Origin of the sequence: Pseudomonas sp. Pse35 (assembly GCF_024519715.1) — a bacterium.
GTDB classification, from domain to species: Bacteria; Pseudomonadota; Gammaproteobacteria; order Pseudomonadales; family Pseudomonadaceae; genus Aquipseudomonas; species Aquipseudomonas paracarnis.
In genome coordinates, this window is the sequence record NZ_JALJRP010000002.1 from 286831 (window position 1) to 301100 (window position 14270).

Sequence of the window (14270 nt, forward strand, 5' to 3'; positions counted from 1 at the left end):
CGAGGCGTTTTCATGTCTACTGCGCTGCCGCCCCGTGGCCGGGGTACGGCCACCAATCTGCATAATCGCTTTGCACCCACCGTCAGCGTGGCCGAGGACGACGGTTGGTACCAGGAAGTGCCGCCGACCCAAGGCACCGAAGTGCGTATCGAAACGGCCAAGACCATCATCACCCGCAACAACTCGCCGGACTTGCCGTTTGATCGGTCGATCAACCCGTATCGTGGTTGTGAACATGGTTGCATCTACTGCTATGCGCGGCCCAGCCATGCCTATTGGGACATGTCGCCCGGGCTGGACTTTGAAACCAGATTGATTGCCAAGAGCAACGCGGCCGATGTGCTGGAACAGCAGCTGTCCAAGCCGGGCTACGTGTGTGCGCCGATCAACCTGGGTTCCAATACCGATCCGTACCAGCCAATCGAGCGCGAATACCGGATCACCCGGCAAACCCTTGAAGTACTGCTGCGCTACCGCCACCCAGTGACGATCATCACCAAGGGCTCGCTGATCCTGCGCGACCTCGACCTGCTGACCGAGTTGGCCCGCCAGCGCCTGGTGGGGGTGATGATCAGCCTCACCAGCCTGGACGACGAGCTCAAGCGCATCCTGGAACCGCGCACGGCGGCCCCCAAGGCACGGCTGCGGGCGATTCGGGTAATGCGTGACGCAGGCATCCCGGTGGGCGTGCTTTGTTCGCCAATGATCCCGATGATCAACGACAGCGAGCTGGAAAGCCTGCTTACCGAAGCTCACGCGGCCGGCGCACAAAGCGCGGCGTATATGATGCTGCGCCTGCCGTTGGAGGTGGCGCCGTTGTTCGAGGAGTGGCTGGCGGCCCATTACCCCCAGCGAGCAACCCATGTGATGAGCCTGGTGCGTCAAGTACGCGGGGGTGAGGTGTATGACAGCCGGTTTGGCGTGCGTATGCGCGGTGAAGGGCCGTTTGCCGATTTGCTGGCGCAGCGTTTCAGCAAGGCGATCAAGCGTCTGGGGCTGAATCGGCGGGAAGGGTTCAACCTTGATTGCACGGCGTTTTGCCCACCGGGCAGGCAGATGGCTTTGTTGTAGACTGAGGGAGAGACGTGCACCTTTGCTGTAGGAATAGTCGCGTTTTGACATCACTGAAACCCGCGTTCTAGAGCGGTTCATTCAGTTTGAGTTAAGTTTCGACGTTTACCTTGTTCAGCGAGTGACTGATGAGTCGGCAGCCTGGCCGGTGCTTGTTTTACAACTATTTCACCGCCATGGCGTCGAACTGACCTGAACCCTCCCCTGCATTGATCAAGAGGATGAATCATGAGTGACAAGGATAAACAGCCGTTGGCTGCGTCGGCTTCAGCCCCTCAGGTGGCGGAATCCGCCGATGCAGCGCTGCAGCATATCGTTGACGGCTTTTTGCATTTCCATCACGACGTCTTCCCCCAGCAGGAAGAACTTTTCAAGAAACTCGCCACTGCCCAGAGCCCACGGGCGATGTTCATCACCTGCGCCGACTCGCGCATCGTGCCCGAGCTGATCACCCAGAGCTCCCCAGGCGACCTGTTCGTGACCCGTAACGTCGGTAACGTGGTGCCGCCCTACGGCCAGATGAACGGCGGTGTTTCCACGGCTATCGAATACGCTGTGCTCGCCCTTGGCGTACAGCACATCATCGTGTGCGGGCATTCGGACTGCGGCGCCATGCGTGCCGTGCTCAACCCCGACAGTCTGGAAAAGATGCCGACGGTCAAGGCCTGGTTGCGTCACGCCGAGGTCGCCAAGACCATGGTCCATGACAACTGCGACTGCGCCAACGAAGGCGAGAGCATGGCGGTGCTGACCGAAGAAAACGTCATCGCCCAACTGCAACATTTGCGTACCCACCCTTCCGTGGCTTCGCGCATGGCCAATGGTCATTTGTTTATCCATGGTTGGATCTACAACATCGAGACCAGCGAAATTCGGGCCTACGATGCGGACAAAGCGGCGTTCCGACCGCTGAACGGCACCGAGCCGATCCCTTCAGCGACGCCTAAAGCGCGCTTCTAAAACACTTCCCTGCCGGGTAATGCGGTGGCTGCCATGGATGCAGCCAGGCTTTACCGCGCCCGGCGAATGCCTCGGGAGAGTCATCATGCGTGCTGCTCAATTGAAAGCTGTATTGCCACGGGAGCTGCTCGCCTCGGTGGTTGTTTTTCTGGTCGCCTTGCCACTGTGCATGGGCATCGCGATTGCGTCCGGCATGCCGCCGGCCAAGGGCCTGATCACTGGCATCATCGGCGGCCTGGTGGTGGGCTGGTTGGCCGGCTCGCCGCTGCAAGTCAGCGGCCCGGCGGCGGGTCTGGCAGTGCTGGTGTTCGAGCTGGTGCGCCAGCACGGCATGCTGATGCTGGGGCCGATCCTGTTGCTGGCCGGCTTCCTGCAATTGGTTGCCGGGCGTTTGCGCCTGGGCTGCTGGTTTCGCGTCACCGCGCCGGCGGTGGTCTACGGCATGTTGGCCGGGATTGGCGTGTTGATCGTGCTGTCGCAGGTTCATGTGATGCTCGACGGCGCGCCCAAGCCTTCAGGGCTGGATAACCTGGCCGGCTTCCCGGCAGCGCTGGCTGCAGCAATTCCTACCTTCGGCGGCGGGCTCGGCTGGCAGGCTGGCGTACTTGGTTTGTCGACGATGTTGGTGATGTACCTGTGGGACAAATTCCGCCCGCAACAACTGCGGTTTGTACCTGGCGCGTTGCTTGGCGTGGGCCTGGCGACTGTTGCCAGCCTGGTGCTGGCGTTGCAGGTCAAGCGCGTGGAAGTCCCGGAAAACCTGGCGGACGCTATCGACTGGCTGCGCCCCAGCGACTTGCTGAACCTGGCGGATCCACAGTTGCTGATCGCGGCATTCGCCGTGGCGTTTATTGCCAGTGCCGAAACCCTGCTGTCTGCCGCAGCGGTGGACCGCATGCACAGTGGTCAACGTTCGGATTTCGATAAGGAATTGTCGGCCCAAGGGGTGGGCAACATGCTCTGCGGTCTGGTTGGCGCTTTGCCCATGACCGGCGTGATCGTGCGCAGCTCGGCTAACGTCCAGGCCGGGGCAACCACGCGTCTGTCGGCGATGTTCCATGGCCTATGGCTGCTGGGTTTCGTGCTCTTGCTGTCGAGCGTGCTGCAGAGCATTCCGGTCGCGAGCCTGGCGGGTGTGCTGGTGTACACCGGCATCAAGTTGGTAGACATCAAGGCGTTCAAGGCGCTGGGCCGCTATGGGCGGATGCCGATGTTCACCTATGCGGCCACGGCACTGGCAATCATCTTCACCGATTTGCTGACCGGTGTGCTGGTGGGGTTTGGGCTTACATTGGTGAAGCTGGCGTTCAAGGCGTCGCGCCTGAAAGTCAGCCTGATCGACCTGCCCCAGGAAGGTGAGATGGAGCTGCGTTTGACGGGGGCGGCAACCTTTCTGAAGGTGCCGGCGTTGACTCAGGTGTTGTCGGCGGTACCTGCGGGGACCACCCTGCATGTGCCGTTGAGCAACTTGAGTTACATCGACCACTCTTGCCTGGAGTTGCTGGAAGAATGGGGCCGGGCCAATGCGGCCAAGGGCTCGACGTTGGTGATCGAGGCTCGCGGTTTGAAGCGTCGGCTGGAAGGTCGGGTGAGAACGACAGTGGGGATCGGCTCAGCGCCTGCCTGACCTCTCAAAAAACTGTGGGAGCCGGGCTTGCCCGCGATGGCGGTGGTTCAGTCAACTAATCTGTTGGCTGATACTCCGCCAATCGCGGGCAAGCCCGGCTCCCACAGTTGATCTTTGTAAGCCGGACGATTTACGCAGGTTGATCCAGCGACAGCTCAACCCCAAGCTGGCGCGACAGGCATGGCCAGCGCTTCCAGGACGCTTCGGTCTGCGGGCTCTTGAGCTGTTCGCGATAGGCCTCGACCGATTCCAGCGCAAAGCTTTCCTCGTTAAGCATCTCATCCACCGCCAGGTGCACGGCTTCATCCAATTGGTTGGCGAAGTCTTCACCGATCAGTTGATGGGCGATCACGTTGGCCACGGTGGTATCCGCTGGAATCAGCGGCTGGCCAAAATGCTTGATATACAGATCGTTCACTTCTTCGACCAGGCGATGCGCCAGGTAGGCCTCATCCAGCAGGCCATCAAGGCCGTCGTGTCCGGCCAGAATCGCTGGCGGCTGCAGGAAAAAATGTTCAGCGATTTTCAGTACCGGTTTGATCTGGCTTTCAATCCCGGCCTCACGGGCCACGTCATTGGCGGCGTCGAGCAAATCAGGAACCAGATCGATGTAAGCGGTCACAAAACGGGTCATGACCATATTGCGATCACCGTCAGCCAAGGCGATGGACGAATGCAGGTGCGGCACTTGTTTCTTCAGCTGGCTGACGAGCTGGCCGGTGCTGGCTTCGTGTTGATGGGCACGGGAAATCTGCTCGCGCAATGCGGCGGTGTTCATGAAGGCTCCAGTGAAGCAGGCGTAGGAAAAGGGAGAAGATAAGGTAGTTCGTTTATACGAGCGCCTAAGACGCATTTGTCATAATTATTTCATGGTTATAGGCAGGGGTTATATCGAAATGCCATCGTTCGTCGGATAAACGATTCCGCCGCCCATTTTACGGGCTCCGTCTGTCTGTTTCTATTGATTTGCCCCCACACATTGCGGGGTTGCTACGGCTGTCTATACTCGGTTTTGTACGCAATTAGCTGATGACGCCCAACTGCATGACGCAGGCAAGGCTTGGCGGTTGTAAGCAGTATGGAAGCCGCTCCCTTCGCCGCAGGTGCAAACCGGCGGGATAACAAGAAACATAAAGGGGAACCCGCAATGACGCGACATCCACACGTTTGGATGGGCCTCCTGTTGTGGTCGGTATTCGGCCAGGCGCACGCCGCCTGGACTACGAATATGGCGCCAGGGGCTACTGAAGTCAGCCACGCTGTGTTTGACCTGCACATGACCATTTTCTGGATCTGTGTGGTGATCGGCATCGTCGTGTTTGGCGCGATGTTCTGGTCGATGATCCTGCACCGCCGGTCTACGGGCCAGGTAGCGGCGAAGTTCCACGAAAGTACCACCGTGGAAATCCTCTGGACCGTGGTGCCCTTGCTGATCCTGGTGGCCATGGCCATTCCGGCCACCAAGACCCTGATCAACATCTACGACAGCAGTGAGTCGGATATCGATATCCAGGTCACCGGCTATCAGTGGAAGTGGCACTACAAATACCTGGGCCAGGATGTGGAGTTCTTCAGCAACCTGGCCACACCCGCCGAGCAGATCCATAACCAGGCCACCAAGGGCGAGCACTACCTGTTGGAAGTCGACCAGCCGCTGGTATTGCCGGTGGGCGCCAAGGTGCGCTTTCTGGTGACCGCCGCCGATGTGATCCACTCCTGGTGGGTGCCGGCCTTTGCGGTCAAGCGCGATGCTATCCCTGGCTTCGTCAACGAAGCCTGGACCCGCGTCGAGAAGCCCGGCATCTACCGTGGTCAGTGCGCCGAACTGTGTGGCAAGGACCATGGCTTCATGCCCATCGTGGTGGAGGTCAAGTCCAAGGCCGACTACGACACCTGGCTGGGCGAGCGCAAGGAGGAGGCCGCCAAGCTCAAGGAGTTGACCTCCAAGGAGTGGACGCTGGACGAACTGGTGGCGCGTGGCGACAAGGTCTATCACACCACTTGCGTGGCCTGTCACCAGGCTGAGGGCCAAGGCTTGCCACCGATGTTCCCGGCGCTCAAGGGTTCGAAAATCGCCACCGGGCCGGCCAAAGACCATCTGAGCATCGTGTATCACGGCAAGCCCGGCACCGCGATGGCAGCTTTCGGCAAGCAGCTCTCGGAAGTGGATATCGCCGCTGTGGTGACCTATGAGCGTAACGCCTGGGGCAATAACAAAGGCGACATGGTCACGCCCAAAGACGTGCTGGCTCTGAAACAGGCCCAAAGCAAATGACGACTTTCATTGCCAATGCCCTGAATCGTCCCGCTCACTCGCTTGCAGGAGAACGGCCATGAGCACCGTGATCGACCATGGTCATGCCGACCACGCACACGGCCCCGCCAAGGGCCTGATGCGCTGGGTGCTGACCACCAACCACAAAGACATCGGCACCATGTACCTGTGGTTCGCCTTCACCATGTTCCTGCTCGGCGGCTCGTTCGCCATGGTGATCCGCGCCGAGTTGTTCCAGCCGGGCCTGCAGATCGTGCAGCCGGCGTTCTTCAACCAGATGACCACCATGCACGGCCTGATCATGGTATTCGGCGCGGTGATGCCGGCGTTTGTCGGCCTGGCCAATTGGATGATCCCGTTGATGATCGGCGCGCCGGACATGGCCCTGCCGCGCATGAACAATTTCAGCTTCTGGCTGCTGCCGGCGGCGTTCCTGCTGCTGGTGTCCACCTTGTTCACGCCCGGCGGCGGGCCGAATTTCGGTTGGACCTTCTACGCCCCGCTCTCGACCACCTATGCCCCGGAAAGCGTGACGTTCTTTATCTTTGCCATCCACCTGATGGGCATCAGTTCGATCATGGGCGCGATCAACGTGGTCGCCACCATCCTTAACCTGCGTGCGCCGGGCATGACCCTGATGAAAATGCCGCTGTTCGTGTGGACCTGGCTGATCACCGCGTTCCTGCTGATCGCGGTGATGCCGGTACTGGCGGGCTGCGTGACCATGATGCTGATGGATATCCACTTCGGCACCAGCTTCTTCAGCGCGGCCGGTGGTGGCGATCCCGTGCTGTTCCAGCATGTGTTCTGGTTCTTCGGGCATCCCGAGGTGTACATCATGATCCTGCCGGCCTTTGGCGCGGTCAGCTCGATCATCCCCACCTTCTCGCGCAAGCCGCTGTTCGGCTACACCTCGATGGTCTACGCCACCGCGAGCATCGCGTTCCTGTCGTTCATCGTGTGGGCGCACCACATGTTTGTGGTGGGCATTCCGCTGGTGGGTGAGCTGTTCTTCATGTACGCCACCTTGCTGATCGCCGTGCCTACGGGCGTGAAGGTGTTCAACTGGGTCAGCACCATGTGGCAAGGCTCACTGACGTTCGAGACGCCGATGTTGTTTGCGGTGGCCTTTGTGATCCTGTTCACCATCGGCGGCTTCTCCGGGCTGATGCTGGCGATTGCCCCGGCGGACTTCCAGTACCACGACACCTACTTTGTGGTGGCGCATTTCCATTACGTACTGGTGCCCGGCGCGATCTTCGGGATCTTCGCTTCGGCCTACTACTGGCTGCCTAAATGGACCGGCCACATGTACGACGAAACCTTGGGCAAGCTGCACTTCTGGTTGTCTTTCGTGGGCATGAACATGGCGTTCTTCCCCATGCACTTTGTGGGGCTGGCCGGTATGCCGCGCCGAGTGCCGGACTACAACCTGCAGTTCGCTGACTTCAATATGGTCTCGTCCATTGGTGCCTTCATGTTCGGCGCCACGCAGATCTTCTTCCTGTTCATTGTCATCAAGTGCATCCGTGGCGGCCCGCCTGCGCCGGCCAAACCGTGGGATGGCGCCGAAGGCCTGGAGTGGAGCGTGCCCTCGCCGGCGCCGTATCACACCTTCACCACGCCGCCGGAGGTCAAATGAAGCCCTCCCTATACTCCCCCTGTGGGAGCGGGCTTGCCCGCGATGGCGGTAGGTCAGGCACTGAATCTACCAGCCCTCAGGCCCTCATCGCAGGCAAGCCAGCTCCCACAGAAAGTCCAAAGCCAGGTGGGCGCTATGGCTGAGTCCGTACCGCTCAAGCGCCTGGTCACCCGCCTGCTGATCCTGGTGCTGGCAATGTTCGCCTTCGGCTTCGCCCTCGTGCCGATCTACGACGTGATGTGCAAGGCGTTCGGCATCAACGGCAAGACCGCCGGGCAGTACGAGGGTGAGCAAATGGTTGACCCCTCGCGCCAAGTGCGGGTGCAGTTTCTGTCCACCAACGCCATCGACATGGTCTGGGAATTTCACTCCAAGGCCGATGAGATTGTGGTCAACCCCGGAGCAGTCAACGAGATGCTGTTCGTGGCCTACAACCCCACTGATAAGCCGATGACCGCCCAGGCGATACCCAGTATTTCCCCGGCCGAAGCGGCGATGTACTTCCACAAGACCGAATGCTTTTGCTTCACCCAGCAAGTGTTGCAGCCCGGTGAGCGCATTGAGATGCCCGTACGTTTCATCGTCGACCGAGCGATGCCCACGGATGTGAAGCATTTGACCCTGGCGTACACGCTGTTCGATATCACTGCGCGCCAGCCGCCCGTGGCCGTCAGGACCGGGGGCTAGCTACTGTTTGCCCCCTCAATCAGGAGAGCGAATACATGTCGACTCATGATACGTACTACGTACCAGCGCAAAGCAAATGGCCAATAATTGCCACGATTGGCCTGCTGGTCACCGTGTATGGCCTGGCCGTGTGGTTCAACGACTTGAAGGCCGCGCGCCCTGAATCCCACGGGCCGTGGATCTTTTTCGTCGGCGGTTTGCTGCTGGCCTACATGCTGTTTGGCTGGTTTGGCGCGGTGATCAAGGAAAGTCGTGCTGGGCTGTACAGCGCCCAGATGGACCGCTCGTTCCGCTGGGGCATGACCTGGTTCATCTTTTCGGAGGTGATGTTCTTCATCGCCTTTTTTGGTGCGCTGTTCTACGTGCGCGTCTGGGCTGGGCCTTGGTTGGCGGGCGAGGGGCCCAAGGGCATTGCGCACATGCTGTGGCCGAACTTCGAGTTTGCCTGGCCCCTGCTGAACAACCCCGACCCCAAGCTCTACCCTGCGCCCAAAGGCACCATCAGCCCCTGGGGCCTACCATTGGTCAATACCATCCTGCTGGTGAGTTCCAGCGTGACCATCACCATTGCCCACCATGCCCTGCGCAAAGGCCATCGTGGCGCACTGAAACTCTGGCTGGCGATCACCGTGCTGCTGGGCTTGGCGTTTCTTGGATTCCAGGCCGAGGAATACATCCACGCCTACAAAGAGTTGGGCCTAACCCTGGGTTCAGGCGTGTACGGCGCGACGTTCTTCATGCTCACGGGCTTTCACGGCGCCCACGTGACCATCGGCACCATCATTCTGTTTGTGATGCTGATGCGCATCCTGCGCGGGCATTTCAATGCCGAGCACCAGTTCGGTTTCGAGGCGGCCAGTTGGTATTGGCACTTTGTGGACGTGGTGTGGATCGGGCTGTTTTTCTTTGTCTATGTGCTGTGACGCCGTTTACCACGGCGCATGAGAGACCAATTGGCCGCTGAAAAAGCCCCAGGCGATCAAGCCCACGGTGATCACGGCCAGCGTGACACGCACGGTCAAGGCAGTGACGAGGCGGTTGGAGTTGCCCTCGTCCTTGACCAGGAAGAACAAGCCACTGAACAGGCTCACGACGGTCGCGATCAGCATCAGGGCAATGGCGGCTTTGAGCATGGTCTGGCTCCGGGCTAATTGGGGAGGGGCGATGAGATCGAGTATAGCCAGTGCCATGCAACGCTTTCGTCCGGGCATCGCGCCGACGCTGGTGGTACTGGTGTTGCTGCCATTGATGGTGGGCCTGGGGTTTTGGCAATTGTCCCGCGGGCACGAAAAGCAACTGTTGGTAGACCGTTATGCCGAGCGCCGCGCCGCCGAGCCGGTCAGCAGTACGCAGCTCAATGACATGGCTGATCCAGCCTTCCGTCGTGTTCACCTTCGCGGGCAACTGGATGGTGAACACAGCGTATTGCTGGATAACCGCATGCGTGACGGCAAGGCCGGTGTCGAGTTGCTGCAACCCTTTCATGACCAGGCCAGCGGCCTCTGGCTGTTGCTCAATCGCGGCTGGCTGCCCTGGCCGGACCGGCGTATCGCGCCCGCCTTTACTACTCCTGAACAGACGCTGAACCTCGACGCCTGGGTGTACGTCGCCCCCGGCGAGACCTTCCAACTGCATGCCGACCCGGCCAGCACGCAATGGCCGCGCCTGCTTACCGCACTGCACCCCGCCGCGCTGTGGGACGAACTGGGGCGCAGCGGTTTTGACTATGAACTGCGCGCCGAAGCGGGCCCCGGTACCTACGAAACCACCTGGCCCGTCGTCGCCATGGGCCCGGAAAAACACCTGGCCTACGCTGTGCAATGGTTCGCCATGGCCATGGCGTTGCTGGCGCTTTACCTCTACCTCGGATGGCATAACAAAAAGGAGAAGCCCCATGGGAGCGGCCATGAATCCACCCAGCACATCTGACACGCCTGATCGGCGCAAGGGGCGCTGGCAGCTGATTTTGATCTTGATGATGGTGATCGGCCCGATGGCGCTGGCCACCTTCATGTACAAATTGCAGTTCTGGGTGCCGGACAGCCGCTGCTATCACGGCGAACTGATCGGCAACGGCCAGACCCGCGCCGACATTGGCGTGCAGGCCGATGAACAGCGCTGGCAACTGCTGGTCACCGCCCCCGCCGCCTGTGCCGCTGATTGCCAGCAACTGGTGTACCTGGCGCGCCAGCTGCAGATCAGCCTTGGCCGGGATGCATCCCGTGCCAGCCATGCCCTGGCCGGCGCGCAACCGTTGAGCAGCGAATACGAGGCCAAGCTCAAGGCCGAATATCCACAGCTGCAGCGCTACCCGCTGGATGTGTCGACCTTTACCAGGAACGCTGCTGCGCCCGGCGAGGCGCAACTGTGGATCGTCGACCCCCACGGCAATCTGGTGCTGCGCTACGACGCCAAGGTCAAGGGCAAGGACTTGCTCAACGACCTGCGCTTGCTGCTGAAACTGTCGAACATCGGATAAGGGCACCCTCATGGCCAAGCCTGGATTTCGCCTCGCGCTGTTTGCCACGCTTCTGGCGTTGTTTGTCGTGCTGCTCGGCGCCTATACCCGCCTGACTCACGCCGGTCTCGGCTGCCCGGACTGGCCGGGCTGCTATGGCTTTATCAGCGTGCCGCAAAGCGAAGCCCAACTGGCCCATGCCGAGTTGCACTTTCCCGACACGCCGGTGGAGGCCGACAAAGGCTGGGCCGAGATGACCCATCGCTACTTCGCGGGCAGCCTGGGCCTGTTGATCGCGCTGCTGGCGGCGCGTTCGTGGCGTCATCGACGTGATCCGGGCCAGCCCGTGAAGCTGCCGCTGTTCCTGCTGGCGGTGGTGTTCGCCCAAGCGGCGTTTGGCATGTGGACCGTGACCTTGAAGCTCTGGCCGCAAGTGGTCACAGGGCACCTTTTGGGCGGCTTTGCGACCTTGAGCCTGCTGTTTCTGCTGACCCTGCGGCTGTCCGGCGTACTACCGGCGCTGGTCGTGCCCAAGCGCCTGCAATATTGGGCGACGGCGGGCCTGGTGCTGGTGATCGGGCAGATCGCCCTAGGCGGCTGGGTCAGTTCCAACTACGCGGCGGTGGCCTGTGTCGATTTGCCTACCTGCCATGGTCAGTGGTGGCCGACGGCGGACTTTGCCAATGGCTTTCACCTGACCCAGCACATCGGCCCCAATTACCTGGGCGGGCAACTCGACAGCGAGGCGCGCACTGCTATCCACCTGACGCATCGCATCGGCGCAGTGCTGGTCACGCTGGTGTTGCTCGGCTTGGCCTGGCAACTGCGAGCAGTAGGGATGACGCGCCTGGCCGGCCTGCTGTTGATCGCCCTGGCTGCGCAGATCTGCCTGGGGGTGAGCAATGTGGCGTTCGGCTTGCCCCTGCCGGTGGCGGTCGCACACAACGCCGGCGGGGCAGCGTTGTTGTTGACGCTGGTGCTGGTCAATTATCACGCGCGCACCAGCCTGGTTCGGGTGCGTCACCCGCGCCTGTTCGGCTGGCGTTTTATCCCGCGCAAACAGGTGTCGGGCCTTATCACCCTTAAAGGAGAGCTGCCATGGCGACCGTGATCGGCGCACGTCGCGACCGGGCGATCTGGCGTGACTATTTGGAGCTGACCAAGCCCAAAGTAGTGGTGCTGATGCTGATTACTTCGCTGGTGGGCATGTTCCTTGCCACCCGCGCCGGGGTGCCCTGGACAGTGCTGGTGTTCGGCAACCTCGGCATTGCCCTGTGTGCCGGCGGCGCGGCGGCGGTGAACCATGTGGTCGATCGACGGATTGATGCCGTGATGGCGCGCACTCACAAGCGGCCGATGGCTGAGGGGCGTGTCTCGCCGATGGCGGCGTTAGCGTTTGCGTTGTTCCTGGCTATTGCAGGATTAGCCCTGCTGCTCGCGTACACCAACCCGCTGGCGGCCTGGCTGACCTTGGCTTCGCTGCTGGGTTATGCGGTGATCTATACCGGCTTTCTCAAGCGAGCAACGCCGCAGAATATCGTCATCGGCGGTCTGGCCGGTGCGGCGCCGCCGCTGTTGGGTTGGGTGGCTGTTACTGGGCATGTGAGTGCCGAACCCTTGCTGCTGGTGCTGATCATCTTCGCCTGGACTCCGCCACATTTCTGGGCCCTGGCCATTCACCGCAAAGAGGAATACGCCAAGGCCGACATCCCGATGCTGCCGGTCACCCATGGCGAACACTACACCAAGGTGCATATCCTGCTGTACACCTTCGCCCTGCTGGCGGTGAGCCTGATGCCCTACGTTATCCACATGAGCGGGCTGCTCTACCTGGGCTGTGCGCTGGTATTGGGTGCGCGCTTTCTGCAATGGGCCTGGGTGTTGTACCGTGGCAGCCAGCCGCACGCGGCGATCAACACGTTCAAGTACTCTATCTGGTACTTGCTGCTGCTGTTTATCGCCCTGCTCGTAGACCACTACTTATTGTTGAACCTATGACTCGAACTCAAAAAACCGTCTTCATCCTCGTGGCCCTGGTGGCGTTGATCATGGGCCTGACCGTCAACAAAGTGCTCTCGGGCAAAGGCCAGGGCGATCCCACTGCGCTGATCGACGCCGGCATCATTCTGCTGCCGCAAAGCCGCCAGTTGCCAACGGTGACCATGACCGACCAGGAAGGCCAGCCGGTGGTGGTCAATGAGTTGAAGGGCAAGTGGAGCCTGCTGTTTTTCGGTTACACCTTCTGCCCGGATATCTGCCCGACCACCCTCGCCCAGCTTCGCCAGATCAAGAGTGAGCTGCCCAAAGAGGCTGTGGACAAGTTGCAGGTGATCCTGGTCAGCGTCGATCCACACCGCGATACCCCGGCGCAGCTCAAGCAGTACCTGGGTTACTTCGACCCACAGTTCCAAGGCCTGACTGGCGCTAACGTGGAGGATGTGCAGAAGGTCTCGAATGCGGTGAGCATTCCCTTCATTCCGGCGGATACCAGCAAGCCGAACTATACAGTCGACCACAGCGGTAACCTGGCACTGATCGGCCCGGATGGTACTCAGCGTGGGTTTATTCGTGCGCCATTGAACAACCAGAAGCTGGTGGCGCAGTTGCCGGGGTTGCTTCAGCGCAAGTGAGCACCTGATGATCGTTCCAACGCTCTGCGTGGGAATGCAGCTAGGGACGCTCTGCGTCCCCAAGCGTGACGCAGAGCGTCACAAGAGGCGTTCCCACGCGGAGTGGGAACGATCAGATCAGGAGAGATCAGAACGCTGGCTTGATCGCGCCTTTGTACTTCTCTTCGATGAATTTCTTCACTTCAGGCGTGTGCAAGGCTGCAACCAGCTTCTTCACCGCGTCTGCATCCTTGTTGTCTTCGCGGGTTACCAGAATGTTCACGTAAGGCGAGTCGTTGCCTTCGATCACCAGGGCATCCTTGGACGGGTCCAGCTTGGCTTCCAGGGCGTAGTTGGTGTTGATCAGCGCCAGATCGACCTGGGTCAGCACGCGCGGCAAGGTGGCGGCTTCCAGTTCGCGGAATTTCAGGTTTTTATCGTTGCCGGTGATGTCCTTGATGGTCGACAGGATGTTGGTCGGGTCCTTCAGGGTGATCAGGCCGTTCTTGGCCAGCAGCAACAGCGCACGGCCGCCGTTGGTGGCGTCGTTCGGGATCACCACGTTGGCGCCGTCAGGCAGGTCGGCCAGTTTTTTGTACTTGCTGGAGTAAGCGCCCAGAGGTTCGAGGTGCACAGCGCCGACGCTCACCAAGTGAGTGCCTTTGGCCTTGTTGAATTCATCCAGGTACGGCTGGTGCTGGAAGAAGTTGGCATCCAGGCGCTTTTCAGCCACCTGTACGTTCGGCTGCACGTAGTCGGTGAAGACTTTGACCTTCAGATCCACGCCTTCTTTGGCCAGGGCAGGCTTCACGAATTCGAGGATCTCGGCGTGAGGCACCGGCGAAGCAGCGACCGTAATGGTCTCGGCGTGGGCGGAAAACGCAGCCACGGCGGCGAAAGCAACCAGTAGTTTTTTCATCCAGCAAGCTCCTTGTTCGGGC

General features: G+C 60.6%; 15 protein-coding genes. 12 read left to right on the forward strand and 3 right to left on the reverse strand.

Annotated elements, in window-relative coordinates; all coding sequences use genetic code 11:
• Positions 1-12 precede the first annotated feature (12 nt).
• The 3 genes from OC445_RS02000 to OC445_RS02010 all read left to right on the forward strand — a co-directional run bounded on the left by OC445_RS02000 (position 13) and on the right by OC445_RS02010 (position 3658).
• Positions 13-1071: a PA0069 family radical SAM protein gene (locus tag OC445_RS02000; protein WP_034129221.1), complete on the forward strand. Its 1059-nt coding sequence runs from the start codon at positions 13-15 to the stop codon at positions 1069-1071.
• 228 nt (positions 1072-1299) lie between these two features.
• Positions 1300-2031 carry a carbonic anhydrase gene (locus OC445_RS02005; protein WP_003187331.1) on the forward strand — a complete coding sequence of 244 codons (732 nt, stop codon included), beginning with the start codon at positions 1300-1302 and terminating at the stop codon, positions 2029-2031.
• Positions 2032-2116: 85 nt separating this feature from the next.
• Complete coding sequence (locus OC445_RS02010) at positions 2117-3658, forward strand: SulP family inorganic anion transporter (RefSeq protein ID WP_034129222.1); 1542 nt, start codon at positions 2117-2119, stop codon at positions 3656-3658.
• A gap of 130 nt (positions 3659-3788) precedes the next feature.
• On the opposite strand, the gene OC445_RS02015 is transcribed toward OC445_RS02010, so the two are convergent.
• Entirely contained in the window at positions 3789-4436 is a 648-nt protein-coding gene (locus tag OC445_RS02015) for a hypothetical protein (RefSeq protein WP_003187334.1), read from the reverse strand.
• Between the two features lie 369 nt (positions 4437-4805).
• Here OC445_RS02015 and coxB point away from each other — a divergent pair, with 369 nt between their 5' ends.
• The 4 genes from coxB (at position 4806) to OC445_RS02035 (ending at position 9185) form a co-directional block, all read left to right on the forward strand.
• Positions 4806-5933 carry a cytochrome c oxidase subunit II gene (gene coxB, locus OC445_RS02020; protein ID WP_014716323.1) on the forward strand — a complete coding sequence of 376 codons (1128 nt, stop codon included), beginning with the start codon at positions 4806-4808 and terminating at the stop codon, positions 5931-5933.
• Positions 5934-5991: 58 nt separating this feature from the next.
• Positions 5992-7575 carry a cytochrome c oxidase subunit I gene (ctaD, locus tag OC445_RS02025; RefSeq protein ID WP_003187339.1) on the forward strand — a complete coding sequence of 528 codons (1584 nt, stop codon included), beginning with the start codon at positions 5992-5994 and terminating at the stop codon, positions 7573-7575.
• Between the two features lie 135 nt (positions 7576-7710).
• The gene (locus OC445_RS02030; RefSeq protein WP_054897242.1) at positions 7711-8262 is read left to right on the forward strand and encodes a cytochrome c oxidase assembly protein; all 552 of its coding nucleotides are present in this window, start codon (positions 7711-7713) and stop codon (positions 8260-8262) included.
• Between the two features lie 35 nt (positions 8263-8297).
• Entirely contained in the window at positions 8298-9185 is an 888-nt protein-coding gene (locus OC445_RS02035; RefSeq protein ID WP_003187344.1) for a cytochrome c oxidase subunit 3, read from the forward strand.
• 6 nt (positions 9186-9191) lie between these two features.
• Here the strand turns inward: OC445_RS02035 and OC445_RS02040 are convergent, their stop codons facing one another.
• Entirely contained in the window at positions 9192-9395 is a 204-nt protein-coding gene (locus OC445_RS02040; protein ID WP_003187345.1) for a twin transmembrane helix small protein, read from the reverse strand.
• Positions 9396-9426: 31 nt separating this feature from the next.
• Between OC445_RS02040 and OC445_RS02045 the strand changes: the two genes are divergently transcribed.
• Genes OC445_RS02045 through OC445_RS02065 form a run of 5 tightly spaced genes read left to right on the forward strand, consistent with a single transcriptional unit; the run spans position 9427 to position 13350 of the window.
• Positions 9427-10191 carry an SURF1 family protein gene (locus OC445_RS02045; protein WP_054920932.1) on the forward strand — a complete coding sequence of 255 codons (765 nt, stop codon included), beginning with the start codon at positions 9427-9429 and terminating at the stop codon, positions 10189-10191.
• A complete protein-coding gene (locus tag OC445_RS02050; protein ID WP_198791741.1) occupies positions 10157-10741 on the forward strand; it encodes a hypothetical protein in 585 nt (194 codons plus the stop codon). Before OC445_RS02045 ends, OC445_RS02050 begins: the two co-directional genes overlap by 35 nt.
• A 10-nt stretch (positions 10742-10751) precedes the next feature.
• Entirely contained in the window at positions 10752-11831 is a 1080-nt protein-coding gene (locus OC445_RS02055) for a COX15/CtaA family protein (protein ID WP_127880290.1), read from the forward strand.
• Positions 11819-12718 (forward strand): heme o synthase, encoded by a 900-nt coding sequence (gene cyoE / locus OC445_RS02060; RefSeq protein WP_054920928.1) that lies wholly within the window; start codon positions 11819-11821, stop codon positions 12716-12718. The genes OC445_RS02055 and cyoE overlap by 13 nt, the downstream gene beginning before the upstream one ends.
• Positions 12715-13350 carry an SCO family protein gene (locus tag OC445_RS02065; RefSeq protein WP_054897237.1) on the forward strand — a complete coding sequence of 212 codons (636 nt, stop codon included), beginning with the start codon at positions 12715-12717 and terminating at the stop codon, positions 13348-13350. The genes cyoE and OC445_RS02065 overlap by 4 nt, the downstream gene beginning before the upstream one ends.
• 127 nt (positions 13351-13477) lie before the next feature.
• Here OC445_RS02065 and OC445_RS02070 read toward each other — a convergent pair whose 3' ends face one another.
• Positions 13478-14248: a MetQ/NlpA family ABC transporter substrate-binding protein gene (locus OC445_RS02070; RefSeq protein ID WP_014716331.1), complete on the reverse strand. Its 771-nt coding sequence runs from the start codon at positions 14246-14248 to the stop codon at positions 13478-13480.
• Between the last annotated feature and the right edge of the window lie 22 nt (positions 14249-14270).

Coding starts and splice junctions, on each gene's coding strand:
- OC445_RS02000 (WP_034129221.1), top strand. CDS start 13: ATGTCTACTGCGCTGCCGCCCCGTGGCCGGGGTACGGCCACCAATCTG.
- OC445_RS02005 (WP_003187331.1), top strand. CDS start 1,300: ATGAGTGACAAGGATAAACAGCCGTTGGCTGCGTCGGCTTCAGCCCCT.
- OC445_RS02010 (WP_034129222.1), top strand. CDS start 2,117: ATGCGTGCTGCTCAATTGAAAGCTGTATTGCCACGGGAGCTGCTCGCC.
- OC445_RS02015 (WP_003187334.1), bottom strand. CDS start 4,436: ATGAACACCGCCGCATTGCGCGAGCAGATTTCCCGTGCCCATCAACAC.
- coxB (WP_014716323.1), top strand. CDS start 4,806: ATGACGCGACATCCACACGTTTGGATGGGCCTCCTGTTGTGGTCGGTA.
- ctaD (WP_003187339.1), top strand. CDS start 5,992: ATGAGCACCGTGATCGACCATGGTCATGCCGACCACGCACACGGCCCC.
- OC445_RS02030 (WP_054897242.1), top strand. CDS start 7,711: ATGGCTGAGTCCGTACCGCTCAAGCGCCTGGTCACCCGCCTGCTGATC.
- OC445_RS02035 (WP_003187344.1), top strand. CDS start 8,298: ATGTCGACTCATGATACGTACTACGTACCAGCGCAAAGCAAATGGCCA.
- OC445_RS02040 (WP_003187345.1), bottom strand. CDS start 9,395: ATGCTCAAAGCCGCCATTGCCCTGATGCTGATCGCGACCGTCGTGAGC.
- OC445_RS02045 (WP_054920932.1), top strand. CDS start 9,427: ATGAGATCGAGTATAGCCAGTGCCATGCAACGCTTTCGTCCGGGCATC.
- OC445_RS02050 (WP_198791741.1), top strand. CDS start 10,157: ATGGGAGCGGCCATGAATCCACCCAGCACATCTGACACGCCTGATCGG.
- OC445_RS02055 (WP_127880290.1), top strand. CDS start 10,752: ATGGCCAAGCCTGGATTTCGCCTCGCGCTGTTTGCCACGCTTCTGGCG.
- cyoE (WP_054920928.1), top strand. CDS start 11,819: ATGGCGACCGTGATCGGCGCACGTCGCGACCGGGCGATCTGGCGTGAC.
- OC445_RS02065 (WP_054897237.1), top strand. CDS start 12,715: ATGACTCGAACTCAAAAAACCGTCTTCATCCTCGTGGCCCTGGTGGCG.
- OC445_RS02070 (WP_014716331.1), bottom strand. CDS start 14,248: ATGAAAAAACTACTGGTTGCTTTCGCCGCCGTGGCTGCGTTTTCCGCC.